This is a genomic window from Chryseobacterium sp. 2987 (assembly GCF_031456375.1).
GTDB lineage: Bacteria > Bacteroidota > Bacteroidia > Flavobacteriales > Weeksellaceae > Chryseobacterium > Chryseobacterium vaccae.
The window spans coordinates 116,659-132,298 of sequence record NZ_JAVDUN010000001.1 but is presented as its reverse complement, the minus strand read 5'-3'; the positions used below and the strand labels follow the sequence as shown (position 1 = coordinate 132,298).

Annotated in this window: 10 protein-coding genes; 8 read left to right on the top strand and 2 right to left on the bottom strand. The window is 38.5% G+C overall.

What is annotated here, in order from left to right; all coding sequences use genetic code 11:
• Positions 1-350: 350 nt before the first annotated feature.
• On the bottom strand, positions 351-695 hold the full coding sequence (locus J2Y40_RS00660; protein WP_153394485.1) for a TfoX/Sxy family protein: 345 nt from the start codon (positions 693-695) through the stop codon (positions 351-353).
• A 164-nt stretch (positions 696-859) separates the two neighbouring features.
• Between J2Y40_RS00660 and J2Y40_RS00655 the strand changes: the two genes are divergently transcribed.
• From J2Y40_RS00655 to J2Y40_RS00625, 7 genes are all read left to right on the top strand, one after another.
• A complete protein-coding gene (locus J2Y40_RS00655; protein WP_309995818.1) occupies positions 860-1,375 on the top strand; it encodes a DUF2975 domain-containing protein in 516 nt (171 codons plus the stop codon).
• A gap of 1 nt (position 1,376) precedes the next feature.
• Positions 1,377-1,580: a helix-turn-helix transcriptional regulator gene (locus tag J2Y40_RS00650; RefSeq protein ID WP_045494476.1), complete on the top strand. Its 204-nt coding sequence runs from the start codon at positions 1,377-1,379 to the stop codon at positions 1,578-1,580.
• 137 nt (positions 1,581-1,717) lie between these two features.
• On the top strand, positions 1,718-2,590 hold the full coding sequence (locus J2Y40_RS00645; protein WP_153394489.1) for an ABC transporter ATP-binding protein: 873 nt from the start codon (positions 1,718-1,720) through the stop codon (positions 2,588-2,590).
• A gap of 2 nt (positions 2,591-2,592) precedes the next feature.
• Positions 2,593-5,766 (top strand): M1 family aminopeptidase, encoded by a 3,174-nt coding sequence (locus J2Y40_RS00640; protein ID WP_309995803.1) that lies wholly within the window; start codon positions 2,593-2,595, stop codon positions 5,764-5,766.
• Positions 5,767-6,310: 544 nt separating this feature from the next.
• Complete coding sequence (locus tag J2Y40_RS00635) at positions 6,311-6,751, top strand: MarR family winged helix-turn-helix transcriptional regulator (RefSeq protein ID WP_153394492.1); 441 nt, start codon at positions 6,311-6,313, stop codon at positions 6,749-6,751.
• 5 nt (positions 6,752-6,756) lie between these two features.
• Complete coding sequence (locus J2Y40_RS00630; protein WP_309995798.1) at positions 6,757-9,165, top strand: TonB-dependent receptor domain-containing protein; 2,409 nt, start codon at positions 6,757-6,759, stop codon at positions 9,163-9,165.
• 82 nt (positions 9,166-9,247) lie between these two features.
• The gene (locus tag J2Y40_RS00625) at positions 9,248-11,314 is read left to right on the top strand and encodes a M13 family metallopeptidase (protein ID WP_153394496.1); all 2,067 of its coding nucleotides are present in this window, start codon (positions 9,248-9,250) and stop codon (positions 11,312-11,314) included.
• Positions 11,315-11,392: 78 nt separating this feature from the next.
• On the opposite strand, the gene J2Y40_RS00620 is transcribed toward J2Y40_RS00625, so the two are convergent.
• A complete protein-coding gene (locus J2Y40_RS00620) occupies positions 11,393-13,633 on the bottom strand; it encodes a polyribonucleotide nucleotidyltransferase (RefSeq protein WP_153394498.1) in 2,241 nt (746 codons plus the stop codon).
• A gap of 449 nt (positions 13,634-14,082) precedes the next feature.
• On the opposite strand from J2Y40_RS00620, the gene J2Y40_RS00615 reads away from it, so the two are divergent.
• A complete protein-coding gene (locus tag J2Y40_RS00615; protein ID WP_153394500.1) occupies positions 14,083-15,504 on the top strand; it encodes a sugar MFS transporter in 1,422 nt (473 codons plus the stop codon).
• Positions 15,505-15,640 lie beyond the last annotated feature (136 nt).

Here is a 15,640-nt window from a genome sequence, read left to right as displayed (position 1 = left end):
AAGTTACTTTTGAAACTTGTTTAAACTTTTTAGCAGGACATTAAAAGTATAAAATAAGTCTGCTAAACTCATTTTAAGCTTAACCACAAAAGGAACAAAAGTTATTTGCACGGATATTAGAGATGATAAAAGTTCTCAAAAGAATAAAAATCAACTCCTAAAGTGTTTAAAATAAGACTTTTGTGCCTTTTGTGGTTTAATAAAAAAGGTTAAACAGCTTTTTGGTTATAATACCAAAGGTGGGCATTAAATTAACTAAAAAAGTGTCATTCATTATGACCTTCATAACTTCCCTCTTCCAACTCCCAGCTTCCTTTCTCCCAACCCAGGTTAAATAGTGAAAAAATTCCTCACTTTTTCTTTGAAGATTTAGCCAGTGGATTATATTCAAGACAGATTTTCATCCAATATTCAAAATCATCAGGCTTCTGAAAACCGATCGGTTCCACATAACAATACTCTTTAAGCTGCTTTCCTCTCATAATCATGGGGAGAAAACCTGCTTTCTCTGAAACCTCCTCTTCCAGTTCCGGGTTATAGCGGCACATCAGATTATCATGGCTGATGTTGATGCACATTTTTCCGTTGACCAGAAAAGCCAGACCACTGAACATTTTTTTCTCTTCAACCTCAATATGTTCTACAGCAGCAAGCCATTCCCTTACCCTGTCTGCCAATTCAATATTATAAGCCATGCTCTTATTTTCTTATTTAAAGTTAATTAAAAACAGCCTTCAGGACAATCTTTCCTCGCTATTATTTTATTAGAACTCCTTTTCAAGATAAAATTTTATTTAAATTAATTATTGTTTTACGATAATTAATTATACATTTGCAATATCAACTTATGTTTATTGCCATGAACCAGACTAAAATTATTTCGAAGATTCTGTATTACATCTGTCTTATCCTTTCGGGTGGGTATCTTATTACAGGTGTATATTCAGGATTATGCCTGTCTACAGGTTTTTCTGTTACTCCTTATAAAGATGGGAAATTTATTCACATTAACTATCCCTTTACGGAACAGCCTTATTTGAATATTGAAAATAATTATTCCTACATTATTTTCTCTTTCTTACTGGTTTTAGTTTCCTATGGAATTTTTTTCTGGCTTTCCGCTAAAGTTTTTAAGGTATTTTTCCAGGACAAACTGTTTACAAGGGGAAATATCCTTCAGCTTAAGAGATTTTACCTGTATAATATTTTCGTCCCGCTTCCCATAGTGATTATCGCGAGTTTCTTTGTGGAAGTGGAAAGTATGATCTGGGGTCTGGTGTTTATTCACTTTATGCTTGGAATTTTCTGCCTGTTTCTTGCGAATATCTTTAAGCAAGGGCTACATTTGCAAAACGAACAAGACCTATTTATATAACATGCCGATTATAGTCAACTTAGATGTAATGCTTGCCAAAAGAAAAATGCAGAGTAAAGAACTGGCAGAAAAATTAGGCATCACCCCCGTGAATCTGTCCATCCTGAAAACAGGAAAAGCGAAAGGTGTTCGGTTCGATACCCTGGAAGCCATCTGTAAAATCCTCGAATGCCAGCCGGGAGATATCCTGGAATACAAAGAATAATTTCTAACCCTGGAAATTGGAAATTGAAAATGTAAATATTTTCTGAATAACTCCTCAGGTTCTCCTGCATCATCAACTCCATATAAATAGCAGCCTCAAAAGACCTGCCTGTCCTCCTATTACCCAAACTCAAACTTATGAATACTTTATCCATCAATCACCTCAGCCTTACCTACAAAAATGGGTTTCAGGCAGTAAAAGACATCTCTCTGGAGATACAGAACGGAATGTTCGGGCTGCTTGGTCCGAACGGTGCCGGAAAATCTTCGTTAATGAAAACAATCGTAGGACTTCAGAAACCGACTTCCGGAAATATCATTTTCAACGGAAATGATGTTGCCAAAGATCCGGATTACATCAAGAAGAATCTGGGATTTCTTCCACAGGACTTCGGAGTATATCCGAAAGTTTCCGCGAATGATCTTCTGGAACATATTGCGGTTTTAAAAGGGATTACAGACCGTTCCGAACGTAAAAATCAGATTTTAAACCTGCTTGAAAAAGTCAACCTTTCAGACTTCATGAAAAAGGAGGTTCACACTTTTTCAGGAGGAATGAAACAGCGTTTCGGGGTAGCTCAGGCCCTTTTAGGAAATCCAAAGATTATCATTGTTGATGAACCTACAGCCGGTCTGGATCCTGAAGAACGCAACCGTTTCAATTCCCTTCTGGACGATATCAGCCAGGACGTTATCGTCATCCTTTCCACTCATCTGGTAGAAGATGTAAGAAACCTATGTTCCGAAATGGCCATCATGAATCATGGGCAAATCCTGAAGCAGGGAAAGCCTTCCGAATTAATTTCCGGACTGGAAAACAGGATCTGGAGCAAACCCATCAGTAAAAATGAACTGGAAAATTACCAATCCAGCCACGAAGTGATCAGCAGACAACTCATAGAAAGAGAACTGCACATCACCGTATTCTCCCAGGAACAACCTAAGGACTTCTACCCTGTAACTCCTTTACTGGAGCACGTTTACTTCCATTCCCTCACTCAAAAAATTTAGCCATGAACACCTTATTTTTATTTGAAGCCGGACGCATCATCAAGCACTGGCCAGCCTATCTTATATCCCTGATCCTGATCTTTCTGGGTATTTTCTGCGGCAGCCAGTTCAACCTCTCTGCCGGAAAAGGAATTTATCTGAACTCGGCCTATACAACAGGTTTTATGATTGGAATGTTAAGTCTTTCCATTATATTTTTTGCGGTAATCTATGCTGTTCAGATGCTTTTCAAAGATCAGGATTCCAGGTTTGACCAGGTACTTTTTTCATTTCCTTTGACAGAAAGAACCTACCTGAACGGAAAATTCGCAAGTTATTTTGGTCAGACTTTTTTTAGCTTCGTGCTCCTGATCATAGGGTTTATAGCAGGCCAGATGACCCGCTCCGGAAGTGAAATGCAGCCGGGATTCAATCTGATGTACTCTCTTTATCCATTACTGATCTTCGGAATGCTGAACAGCTTTCTGGTCTGCAGTTTTCTGTTTTTTGCCTCGTTTATCTCAAAGAAAAAGCTGATGACAGTAGCAGGAGGACTTTTGCTGTATGTGTCGTATATGGTTGTCCTGATCTTTTCCAGATCGCCTTTTATGGCAGGTAACCTGCCGCAGTCGCCGAAAGCCCAGCAAATCTCAGCACTTCTGGATCCTTTCGGATTGTCTTCTTACTTTTTTGAAGCCGGAAAATTCTCCGTTGATCAGAAAAACACATTGCTTGTTCCATTCGCTGGATATCTGTTATGGAACAGAATCCTATTTATGCTTATTTCCGGGGCATTCCTGTTTTTAACTCATCGTCTGTTTTCGTTTAGTAATGCCTCAAAACATGGAAAATCAAAGAAAATCACCCCAGTTTTACCGGAAAAGCCAAAAACATTTATTCCTAATCCTGTTATTTCTTCACAGCATTTCGGCCAAGCAGCTTCTTTTAAGTCTGTTCTTTCGTATGCGAAAATTGACCTGATCTATCTTTTTAAAAGTATCGTTGTTCCTGCTGTTGTGATCCTGTTGGTGTTTGCAGTCGGAATGGAAATGTATGCCGAAATCGAAAAGGGAATCCGTCTTCCGCAGAAATATGCAGGATCCGGACTGATGGCGACAACCATTTCAGAAAACTTTCATCTCTTCGGACTGATCGTAGCAGCTTATTTTATCAACGACCTGTACTGGCGAAGCAGCTCATCGGGATTTTCACTGATTGAAAACAGCACTTTCCTTTCCAAGAACAGGCTTGCCGGGCATTTTCTTTCTATTTCTGCTCTGATATTCTTCTTTACCACAGTTCTTATTATGGAAGGAATTATATTCCAGACCGTTTATAACTATCTGCATATTGACTGGAATGCTTATCTCGGGGTTTTCCTGTTCAATACCTTTCCGGTTATTCTTTTTTCAGCATTCATGCTGCTGGTTAATAACCTGATCCGGAATAAATTTATTGCCCTGGGAATTTCTGTTCTGGCAGTTTTCATGCTGGCCGGGCCGGTTTCCGGAAAACTCATTCCCTACCCTCTTTTCAGGATCTTTTCAGATTTTAAAGGAACTTACAGCGACTTTAACGGTTATGGTCCCTACGCAGCTTCGTTTGCAGAAAGACTGTTATTCGGAGCCGGGATGATCACTGTTTTATGGAGTGTTAATCAATGGGTAAAAACCAAAAAGCTCAATACTTTATCGTTTATCTTCACTGTGTTAATGCTTATCTCAGGGGTCTGGACCGGGATGACTTTTATGAAAGGCTATATTCCTGAGAATAAAGAAGAAAATATTGCCAGCTCCGTTCAATATGAAAAAAAGTTTCACCCATACGAAAATCTTCCTCAACCGGAAATTACTAATGTTACGACTGAAATACAGCTCTATCCTTCTCAAAATTCATATCAGATTACAGGAAGATATACACTTGTCAATCTATCCGGAAAACCCATTAACAGAATCCTGATCAATTTCAATTCAGATTTGAAAACAGAATCAGCCCTTTTAAAAACAGAATCCGAAACCATAAAAATTATGGATACAGCACCGGAAATCCTTCTGAAACATCCTTTACAGCCTGGCAGTACAGCTTCTCTCGATTTTCAACTGAATTACCGCTGGTATGCTGTGAATGGCCACCAATCTTTCAATGCAGTCATAGATGATGGTTCTTTTATGAGAATCAGCAGATATTACCCGTTGATAGGTTATCAAAAAAACTATGAAATTCAGGATGAGCATTTACGGAAAAAGAATAACCTCGGAAAACTGATTCCTCTGAAAAAACCGGAAGCTCCCGAAGTTTTTAAAAATGATTTTATCGATCTTGATATGACTATTTCAACCGAAGCGGGACAAACTGCTATCGGCACAGGGGATCTGGTAAAAAAATGGAAGCGTTCAGGAAGAAGTTATTTTCAGTATCATGTCAACAAGATTCCATTCAGATTTGCCATTTCATCTGCTTTTTACCGTGTGAAAACTATTCAATATAAAGGAATTGCCATCAATCTCTTTTATCATGAAAAACATTTCGAAAATGCAGATCATCTTCTCAACAATGCCAAGCTCACTCTAGATTACTGTATTAAGAATTTTGGAAAATATCCTTTTAAAACAGTGAATTTTGCAGAAATTTCTTCTTTCACCAAAGGTTTTGCCGCAACTGCTTATCCATCCGCTGTTTTCATGCCTGAAGATATGGTTTTCCATGCCAATATTCACGCTGATAAAGAACAGGATGTTATTAATGAACTTGCCGGACATGAGCTGTCACATTTATGGTGGGGAAACAGCCAGATTAACCCCGACGAAAGAGAAGGTTCTGTTATGCTTACAGAAACTCTGGCTATGTACACGGAAATGATGCTTTATAAAAAAATGCACGGCAGGGAAAAAATGAAAGACAGGCTTAATGTACATCAGCAGATTTATGATAATGAAAAGGGACTGTTTGAAGACCTGCCAATTTACAGAGCTACGGGAGATACTCCTCATATTTCCTATTCCAAAGGTGCTGTAGCCATGGTAAAACTGAGTGAGCTGATTGGTGAAGATAAAGTAAATACTGCGTTAAAAAACTTTTTACAAAATAATCGGTACCCAAAGAAACCTTCTTCGCTGGATCTACTCAATGAATTTTACAAGTTTTCTCCTGATGCTGCGACTAAAAAGAAGATTGATGCTTTATTTAAAACTATATAATGAATGAAAAAATCTGCGAGACAAAAATCTCCGCAAACATGAGTGGAATCTGTGGGAAACTCAAATTTTATCAATATGATACTGTATTTTTTGGAACGCAAAGTTCAATGCATAGGCAGTTTTGATTTTAAGGAAGCAAAAGTCCAGAATCAACTCTGTTGATTCGATGAAGCGGTGGATTGGCCTCCGGCTGTTTTAACTCTTAAAGTAATCCAGAAAAGTTGCCGAAAATCTTTGATTTTCTTGCGCCTAAAAGCATTATAATAATTAAAATTCTTGCGCCATTGCGCGAAACCAACAAAAGATTCGCTTTATCTACAAAATCACAGAAAAATCTCCACAAATATCTGCTTAATCTGCGAAATTTTCGAGAGAAAAATATGCAAATATTATACAAAAAACCAGCTGTACCCTCATCATACAGCTGGTTTTTCAATTATTACAAAAAAATATTTCCATGTTTCTGTAACAAAATAAAAATACATTTTACTAATTAATTGATATATCAATAATTGATAGGTCATTTTATTCAAATTTTAAAATCATGGAGAAATTAAATTCAATTATATTCTACAATATAGATAAAGCAATCAGGTCTTACAGGAATTACGCGCAACGCCAGCTGAAAGCCCACGGATTTACCATTACCATCGATCAGTGGCTTATTATTAAAGCTGTTCTGGAAAACCCGGGAATTACCCAGAATGAAATTGGTGATCTCGTCTTCAAGGATAATGCTTCAGTGACCAGAATTATAGATCTGCTTGTAAAATCGGAATATGTAGTACGTAACATTCATCCTGAAGACCGCAGAAAAACCAATCTGCAGGTGACCGACTCCGGAAAGAAAATCATTAAAGATGTTCAGAAAATTGTTGAGGGTAACCGAACCAAAGCACTGGAAGGCATTAGCAATGAGGAAATGGAAATAGTGAATTCAGCGATGCTCAAAATTTCAGAAAACTGTCTTAACGCTAAAAAATAAATACCATGACCCGAATATTCTTACTCTTATTAACCTGGATCATAATATTGATGAGCTCCCTGCTCTCTGCCCAGACCTTACAAAATTATTCTCTTTCCGGAACTCTCAGTTCTGAGAAACCGGAACAGTTGGAAATCAACTTATTCAGCCCGGACAATAAACTGATCAAAACCGAAATTGCAGATTCCGGCGGAAAATTCAGCTTTAACGACCTTAAAGCGGGAAACTATCAGTTAAAGATCAGTAAAAACGGTACCGAAGTCTATCAGTCCGGTGATATTGCTTTAACTGAGAACAAAATACTTTCTTCTATTGACCTGAATGTAAAATCTATTGAAGGCGTTACCATCACAAAAGCAAAACCATATATTGAGAGACAGGACGGAAAGATGATCCTGAATGTTGAAAATAGTATTGCCAGCACCGGAAATTCTGCATTTGAAGTCCTGGAAAAAGCTCCGGGTGTGAATGTAGACAGCAACGATAATATCAGCCTCCGCGGAAAAGGAAATCTCCTGGTACAGATCGATGGGAAAAATACTCCCATGACGGGAACCGACCTGGCAGCTTACCTTCGCGGCATTCCCTCTTCTACTGTAGAAAAAATAGAGTTTATTACCAATCCTTCATCTAAATATGATGCAGCTGGTACTTCCATCATCAACATCAAGCTTAAAAAAGATCAGAGAAAAGGGACTAACGGAACCGTTTCAACGTCTCTAGGAACCGGAAAATTTATCAAGAACAATAACAGTATCAGCCTTAACCACCGGAATAAAAAGCTGAATATATTTGCGAATTACAGTTTTGCTTATCGTGAATTTTACAACCACCTGAAGCTTGACAGAAATTTTTATGAGGACGGTGTTTTTCAAAGAGCCTATGTACAGGACAATTTCCTGAAACTTAATTTCAGAAATCATATCGCCAGAGCCGGAATGGATTATTATCTGAACGACAAAAATATTTTAGGTTTTTCCGCAGGATTTGTAAGTAATAAATTTGATCCTAAAGGGGATAATTCAAGCATTGTGCTGGGCAATAATTATCTCCCTGAAAGTAATTTCACTACCAAAAACCGTTCTCATGACCATTGGAAAAATATTTCTTTCAACCTGAATCATAAGTATACACTGGATTCACTAGGTTCGGAACTGACTACCGATTTCGATTATATTCATTACGCCAACACTTCTCTTCAGAATTTTGAAACAAGGACTTATTCAGCTGGCGGAAACAGCCTTGACATTCTACAGGGTGATATTGGCGGGAATCTTAATATTTATTCCTTAAAATCCGATCTTTCCAAAAACCTGAAAAATGACTGGAAAATTGAAGCGGGAGCTAAAGTAAGTTTTGTAAAGGCAGACAATGATCTGAAATTTTTTGATGCCAGTTCAGGAACTCCTGTCTTGGATGTAAATAAAACCAACCATTTTATTTATGAAGAAAATATCAATGCTGTTTATGGAAATGTATCGAAGAAATGGGAGAAATTCAGTGCTATTTTTGGACTGAGAGCAGAAAATACGAACGTAAAAGGAACCCAGCTGACTACCAATCAGGTCAATAAAAAGAATTATACCCAGCTTTTCCCAAGTGCTGTATTTTCTTACAATATGACGGATAAGAGCAGCCTGGAAGTCAATTTCAGCAGAAGGATCACCAGACCAAGCTACAACCAGCTGAACCCTTTCAAATTCTATCTTGATCCTACTACCTACAGAGCCGGAAATCCTGATCTGAATCCACAGACCACAATGAATTATGAACTGACCTACAGCCTGAGCAATAAATATTTCGCTACTTTAAGCTATAGCAAAACCTCCGAAAATATTACGGATGTGATAAAACCGGTAGTAGAAAACGGAAAAAATATTACCGTACAAACCAATGAGAACCTAAGTTCAGCCTCTTATTACGGACTTAATCTGATTGCTCCGGTAAAATTAACGAAATGGTGGGATATGAATAACAGCGCCAATTTTTACTACGGATCTTACACCGGAAATGTTTCGGGAACCCAGATTAACAATAAAGGGAATTTCACTTTCAACCTTAACAGCATCAATTCATTTAAATTAGGAAACGGCTTTACAGCTGAGCTTACAGGTAATTACAGAGCGAGGGAAGTTTATGCGTATATGGATGTTCAGCCTAACTGGTATCTGAATATCGGAGCTCAGAAAAAATTCAGCAATAACAGTACGCTGAAGCTGGCTTTCAACGATGTATTCTTTACCAGCAATCCGAAAGCACAGGTGGTTTTCAATAATTACATAGAAAATTTTGTAGTGAAAAGAGACAGCCGAGTGGTAACGCTTTCCTACACCTACAATTTTGGTTCTGCGAAAAACGGACAGCCAAGAAAAACAGGCGGTGCGGATGATCTGAAACAGAGAATCGGGGCATAAAAAGAATAAAATTTTCTATTCAGCATCAACAACTTAAAGGCAACTAAGGAAAAACAAAATTTAACGATAAAAAAACAGCACTATGAAAAAACTTAACATCACCCTACTGGCTATGGCAACATTCTTAGCCTTTGATATGGCCAACGCCCAAAAATCAGGGCCTAATGCCTCAACAGTACGAACTACAAACAATGATCCCGGATTGGATATGTCCTTCATGGATATGTCGGTTCGTCCACAGGATGATTTCTACAACTTCGTGAATGGAAAGTGGATGAAAACAGCCAAAATTCCTTCTGACCGTTCAAGATGGGGAAGCTTTGACCAGCTCAGAGAGAATACGGATAACAATTCTATTTCTATTTTAAATTCGCTTTTAAAAGACCAATTTGCAGACGGAAGCGAAGGTAAAAAAATCCAGAACCTGTATCTCACGTATATGGATATGGATAAAAGAAATAAAGACGGAATCTCTCCTTTAAAAGAAGATGTATCTAAAATTGACGCCATTAAAACCCTTGCAGATCTTAATCAATACCTGACTGCAGCAACAAGACAGGGTAACAATCCTCTTTACGGCTGGGGAGTAAGCGCTGATCTTGCAGACTCCAAAATGAATGCGGTTTATCTTGGAAGCGGTTCATTAGGATTGGGTCGGGATTATTATCAGAAAAATAACGAAAAGAATACTGAAGCCATAAAGGAGTATACAAAATATGTGGCTTCAATGCTGAATGTTCTGGGCTACAAAAATTCTACTGAGGCAGCCGGAAAAATTGTTGATTTTGAAAAATCCATCGCCAAAACTCTGCTTACCAATGAGCAGATCCGTGATGTTAATCTTCAGAATAACCCGAAAACCATGGCGGAACTTTCTGCTCTGGTGAAGAATACAGATCTTCCGGCATATCTTAAAAAAGCAGGGGTACAGACGGATAAAGTGATCATCGGGGAACTGAATTATTATAAAAACCTCGATCAGCTTCTTGTTCCTCAAAACATCAATATCATCAAGGATTATTTAAAATTCAACCTATTGTCGGGAAATGCTTCTTTCCTGACGCAGCAGCTTGATGAAACAAAATTCAATTTTTACAATAAGTACCTCCGTGGCCAAAAGGAGCAGAGAGCTCTTAACAAAAGAGGTTATGAACTGATTAATGGCAGCCTGGGTGAAGCTTTCGGAAAATTATATGTTGAAAAATACTTCCCTGCCGAAGCGAAAGCTCAGATGGAGGAACTGATCGGTTATCTGAAGAAAAGTTTTGCACAGCACATCAGCAATCTGAGCTGGATGTCTTCCACTACGAAGGAAAAGGCATTGACAAAGCTTAATAAATTCACTGTAAAAGTGGCTTATCCAGACAAATGGAAAGATTATTCCAAACTCAATATCCTGTCTGAAACCCAGGGTGGAAATTTATACAAAAATCTTCAGAACATTTCAGGATGGCAGTATCAGGAAGCCCTTGATAAAGTAGGTAAACCGGTTGATAAATCCAGATGGACTATGTCTCCGCAAACGGTGAATGCTTATTATAATCCGCAAAACAATGAGATTGTTTTCCCTGCTGCCATTCTTCAGCCCCCTTTCTTCAATCCGAAAGCAGATCCTGCGATTAACTTTGGAGGTATTGGTGCGGTGATAGGACATGAAATCACCCATGGATTTGATGATTCCGGCGCCCAGTTTGATGCGGAAGGAAATCTTACAGACTGGTGGACACCTGAAGATAAAGCCAATTTTGAAAAAGCCACAAAATCTCTTGCCGCCCAATATGACAAGTATGAACCGGTAAAAGGAACTTTCGTGAACGGAACCTTTACGAATGGCGAAAATATTGCAGATCTCGGAGGGGTAAACATTGCTTACGATGCTCTTCAGATGTATCTTAAAGATAAGGGAGCCATAGAAAAGATCAGCGGCTATACGCAGGATCAAAGATTCTTTCTGAGCTGGGCTACGGTTTGGAGAACGCTTTACACGGAACCGGCTTTAATCAACCAGATCAAGACCGATGAGCACACGCCGGGAATGTACAGAGCTTTCGGACCTCTAGTGAATACCGAAGCTTTCTACAAAGCATTTGAGTTAAAATCCGGGGATAAGCTTTATAAAAATCCGGAAGAAAGAATTAAAATCTGGTAAGCGATTATTTCCGATTTTGCGGAATCATAAAACAAAAAAATCCCTCAGTGTGAGGGATTTTCTTATATAGAATTAATCTTAAGCTTCTGTTGAAGGGTTTTGGTCTTCCGCAGGTCTTTCAGCTTGTGGCTTTTGTCCTTCCGGTCTTCTTTGTCCGTCTGGTCTACCCTGTCCTTCCTGTCTTGGTTTTCCTTCCGGTTTTGGAGGTCTTGGTAAAAGAACTTTTCTTGAAAGCTTCATTTTCTTACGGTCATCATAACCCATGAATTTTACTTCTACTTCATCACCTTCAGCATATGGAACTTTGTCTAAACGAGCCCATTCAATTTCAGAAATGTGAAGAAGTCCTTCTGTACCTTTAGCAATAGCAACGAAAGCTCCGAAATCCATTACTTTCACTACTTTACCATTGTATACTTCTCCTACTACAGGAACGAAAGTAATTTCGTTGATCTTCGCTACAGCAGCATTGATCTTTTCTCTGTCTGTACCTGCAATTTCGATACGTCCGATTTCTCCGATTTCTTCGATAGCGATAACCGTATCTGTATCTTTCTGCATCTGCTGGATAATTTTTCCACCAGGCCCGATTACAGCACCAATGAAGTCTTTAGAAATCTCCATTACCACCATTTTCGGAGCGTGAGGCTTCACATCAGCTCTTGGTTCAGAAATAGTTTCCGTGATTTTATTTAAGATGTGTAATCTTCCGTCTCTGGCCTGCATCAAAGCTTTTTCCATGATATCCATAGAAAGTCCCTGAATTTTGATATCCATCTGACAAGCAGTGATCCCGTCTGCAGTACCTGTTACTTTAAAGTCCATATCTCCAAGGTGATCTTCATCTCCTAAGATATCGGAAAGTACAGTGAATTTACCGGATTTTGCATCTGTAATCAATCCCATTGCAATACCTGAAACAGGTTTTGTAATCTGTACCCCTGCATCCATTAATGCTAATGTTCCTGCACAAACTGTTGCCATTGAAGACGAACCGTTTGATTCTAAGATATCAGAAACAATTCTGATGGTGTATGGATTTTCTTCAGGAATAACTGCCTGTAATGCTCTTTGAGCAAGGTTTCCGTGTCCTACTTCTCTTCTTGAAGTTCCTCTTAAAGGTCTTGCTTCACCTGTAGAGAATGGCGGGAAGTTATAGTGAAGGAAGAATTTTTCGTCGTGCTGCGAAATTACGCTGTCTACCATGTTGGCATCTTTCACAGAACCCAGTGTTACAGCAGTCAGAGACTGAGTTTCACCTCTTGTAAAGATGGCTGAACCGTGAGCTCCCGGAAGGTAGTCAATTTCTGACCAGATAGGACGGATCGTCTGAGGATCACGACCATCAAGACGGATATTGTCTTCAAGGATCATCTGACGCATTGCTTCTTTCTCTACGTCGTGATAATATACTTTTACGAAAGGCGTTACTCTTTCCAGCTCTTCTGCATTATCAGCATATTGAGCTAAGAATTCTTCACGAACCGCTTTGAATTTCTCACCTCTCTCTTCTTTACCAGATGGAGTTCTTGCCACCTCATATACTTTATCGTAAGTTTCTTTCCAAACTTTTTCACGAATTTCTTCATCGTGATCTTCGTGAGAATATTCTCTCTTAGGGAAAGCTTTTCCTACTTTTTCTGCTAATCTCTCCTGAGCTTCAATCTGCTTTTTAATTTCAGCATGAGCAAAATTAATCGCTTCTAACATTTCCTGCTCAGAAATTTCTTTCATTTCTCCTTCTACCATTACGATTGAATCTTTAGTAGCTCCAACCATAATATCCAATTCAGAATTCTTTAATTCTTCATAGCTTGGGTTGATAGAAAGCTGCCCATCAAATCTTACCACTCTTACTTCAGACATTGGTCCGTTGAAAGGGATATCAGTAATGGCAATTGCTGCAGAAGCTGCTAAACCTGCCAAATCATCAGGAATCGCTTTTCCGTCATAAGAAATTAAAGAAATCATTACCTGAACTTCAGCGTGGAAATCTTCAGGGAAAAGTGGACGTAATACTCTGTCTACTAATCTCATGGTTAAAATTTCCTGATCTGAAGGTCTTGCTTCTCTACGGAAGAAGTTTCCAGGAATTCTTCCTCCTGCATAGAATTTCTCTCTATAGTCTACCGTTAATGGTAAAAAATCTACTCCGGGATTAGCTTCTTTATTGGCTACAACAGTTGCTAAAAGCATTGTTCCGCCCATTTTTACTACCACAGATCCATCAGCCTGCTTAGCCAGTTTCCCTGTTTCAATTGTGATTTCTCTGCCGTCTGCAAGAGTAATCGTTTCTGTAAACGCTTGAGGTATACTCATAAATTTGTCGTCTTTATACTCCGTATTGAGTATGAATTAATATTTAAACTCTTTAAATTTTCGTCTGCAAAGGTACTATATAATAATGATATATTAAATTTTCAGCTTCAAAAAACCTATGCTACATGGTAAGATTTCATGGATCAGTTTTCTCAAAAACATAAAAATTTCATGCGAAGAATTAGACTTAATGATCATTATGGGGCAGGAAACCCTATTTTTTCAAAGATTATTCATGATAAAATCCGGTCGTTTTCGTATTATTGTCTCAAAAAATGTAAATATAGTTTTACGAAGCCAAAACCATGTCTGTAATAGTATAAAACACTGGAAAAGTTGCAAAAAAACAGGAGACAGCCTTATCTTTGCCCTGCTTCTCACAAAAATATGCTGCAGACGAAAAATCAACTGAACAGGTTTAACAGACTTTTCATATTAAATAAATGTTTATGATCAATAAAGAAGTACAGCCGCAGAACAGAAATTATACTGTTCCGCTGATCACCATCACCCTGCTTTTTTTCATGTGGGGATTTATTACCTGCATGAATGATATTCTCATTCCGTATCTAAAGCAGCTTTTTAAACTTACCTTTTTCGAATCGATGCTGGTACAGTTCTGTTTTTTCGGAGCTTATTTTATCGGATCATTGATTTATTTCCTGATTTCCATTTCCAAAGGAGATCCCATTAACAAGTTAGGGTATAAAAAAGGTATTTTATTCGGGATACTTCTGGCAGCTTTAGGCTGTGTATTATTTTATCCGGCCGCTACTTTTTCCTATTATCCACTATTTCTTGGGGCTTTATTTATTCTCGGACTAGGGTTTACAGTCCTCCAGATCACGGCCAACGCTTATGTATCTTTATTAGGAAGTGAAGAATCGGCGTCCAGTCGTCTGAATATGACTCAGGCCTTCAATGCATTCGGAACAACGATCGCTCCGGTACTTGGAGGACACCTGATCTTTGAGTTTTTCTCAGCTCCGGATGGTTCATTCAGTGCCGTAGCCACAAGAATTCCTTACCTGATCTTTGCAGGAATACTGCTTTTGGTAGGTCTGCTGATCTCCAGAGTAAAGCTGCCTTCTTTCCAAATGGGAGAAGAAGAGATTGTAAAAGGCTGGGGAGCATTGGAATTCAGTCATCTGAAATTTGGTGTTTTTGCCATGTTCTGCTATGTTGGCGGTGAAGTAGCTGTTGGAAGTTTTATCATCAGCTTTCTGGAACAGCCTCAAATCATGGGTTTTAATGAAGTGGTCAGTAAAAATTATCTGGCTTTATATTGGGGTGGTGCCATGATCGGGCGTTTTCTTGGCGCTATTTCTTTGAATCAATCATTAAGTCAGGAGAAAAAAGCCTTTTATATGCTGGCAGCAGCGGCAGCAGTATTCCTGGTGATTTTCAGTATTGTCAATCTGAGTTTTGCACAGATCAGTTTCTTCCTGGTATTCATTGTTCTTAATTTCATTGCTTTCTTTGTTGGTAAAGCAGCTCCTGCAAGAACACTTTCCATATTTGCATCAGTGAATGTCCTTCTGCTGATCTCTGCCATGGTGAACCACGGTGAGCTGGCGATGTACAGTATTTTAGGAATAGGAATTTTCAACTCCATTATGTTTTCCAATATTTACACTCTGGCCATTTCAGGATTAGGAAAATATACCAGCCAGGGATCATCTTTAGTGGTTATGGCCATTCTGGGAGGTGCTATCGTTCCAATTCTTCAGGGATACCTTGCTGATCAGTTCGGAGTGCAGCATTCATTTATTATTCCGGTATTCTGTTATCTGGTTATTCTGGTATTCGGAATTTACTGTACGAAATACCTCGGTCATGTTCAAAGTACGGAAGCAAAATCCGGTCATTAGAAAATCAGTCATAAATAAATATAGAAAGCGAAATACTTAAGGGATTTCGCTTTCTTTTTAGGTGCTTACTAATGATTTTTTCTCATGGATTTTACTTGTTTTATTAAGTTTTGTTAAAGCCGGAGGATTAAATGTT

Bases quoted from the DNA above. Each gene is read 5' to 3' on its own strand.
- J2Y40_RS00660 (WP_153394485.1), bottom strand. From the start codon at position 695: ATGGCTTATAATATTGAATTGGCAGACAGGGTAAGGGAATGGCTTGCT.
- J2Y40_RS00655 (WP_309995818.1), top strand. From the start codon at position 860: ATGAACCAGACTAAAATTATTTCGAAGATTCTGTATTACATCTGTCTT.
- J2Y40_RS00650 (WP_045494476.1), top strand. From the start codon at position 1,377: ATGCCGATTATAGTCAACTTAGATGTAATGCTTGCCAAAAGAAAAATG.
- J2Y40_RS00645 (WP_153394489.1), top strand. From the start codon at position 1,718: ATGAATACTTTATCCATCAATCACCTCAGCCTTACCTACAAAAATGGG.
- J2Y40_RS00640 (WP_309995803.1), top strand. From the start codon at position 2,593: ATGAACACCTTATTTTTATTTGAAGCCGGACGCATCATCAAGCACTGG.
- J2Y40_RS00635 (WP_153394492.1), top strand. From the start codon at position 6,311: ATGGAGAAATTAAATTCAATTATATTCTACAATATAGATAAAGCAATC.
- J2Y40_RS00630 (WP_309995798.1), top strand. From the start codon at position 6,757: ATGACCCGAATATTCTTACTCTTATTAACCTGGATCATAATATTGATG.
- J2Y40_RS00625 (WP_153394496.1), top strand. From the start codon at position 9,248: ATGAAAAAACTTAACATCACCCTACTGGCTATGGCAACATTCTTAGCC.
- J2Y40_RS00620 (WP_153394498.1), bottom strand. From the start codon at position 13,633: ATGAGTATACCTCAAGCGTTTACAGAAACGATTACTCTTGCAGACGGC.
- J2Y40_RS00615 (WP_153394500.1), top strand. From the start codon at position 14,083: ATGATCAATAAAGAAGTACAGCCGCAGAACAGAAATTATACTGTTCCG.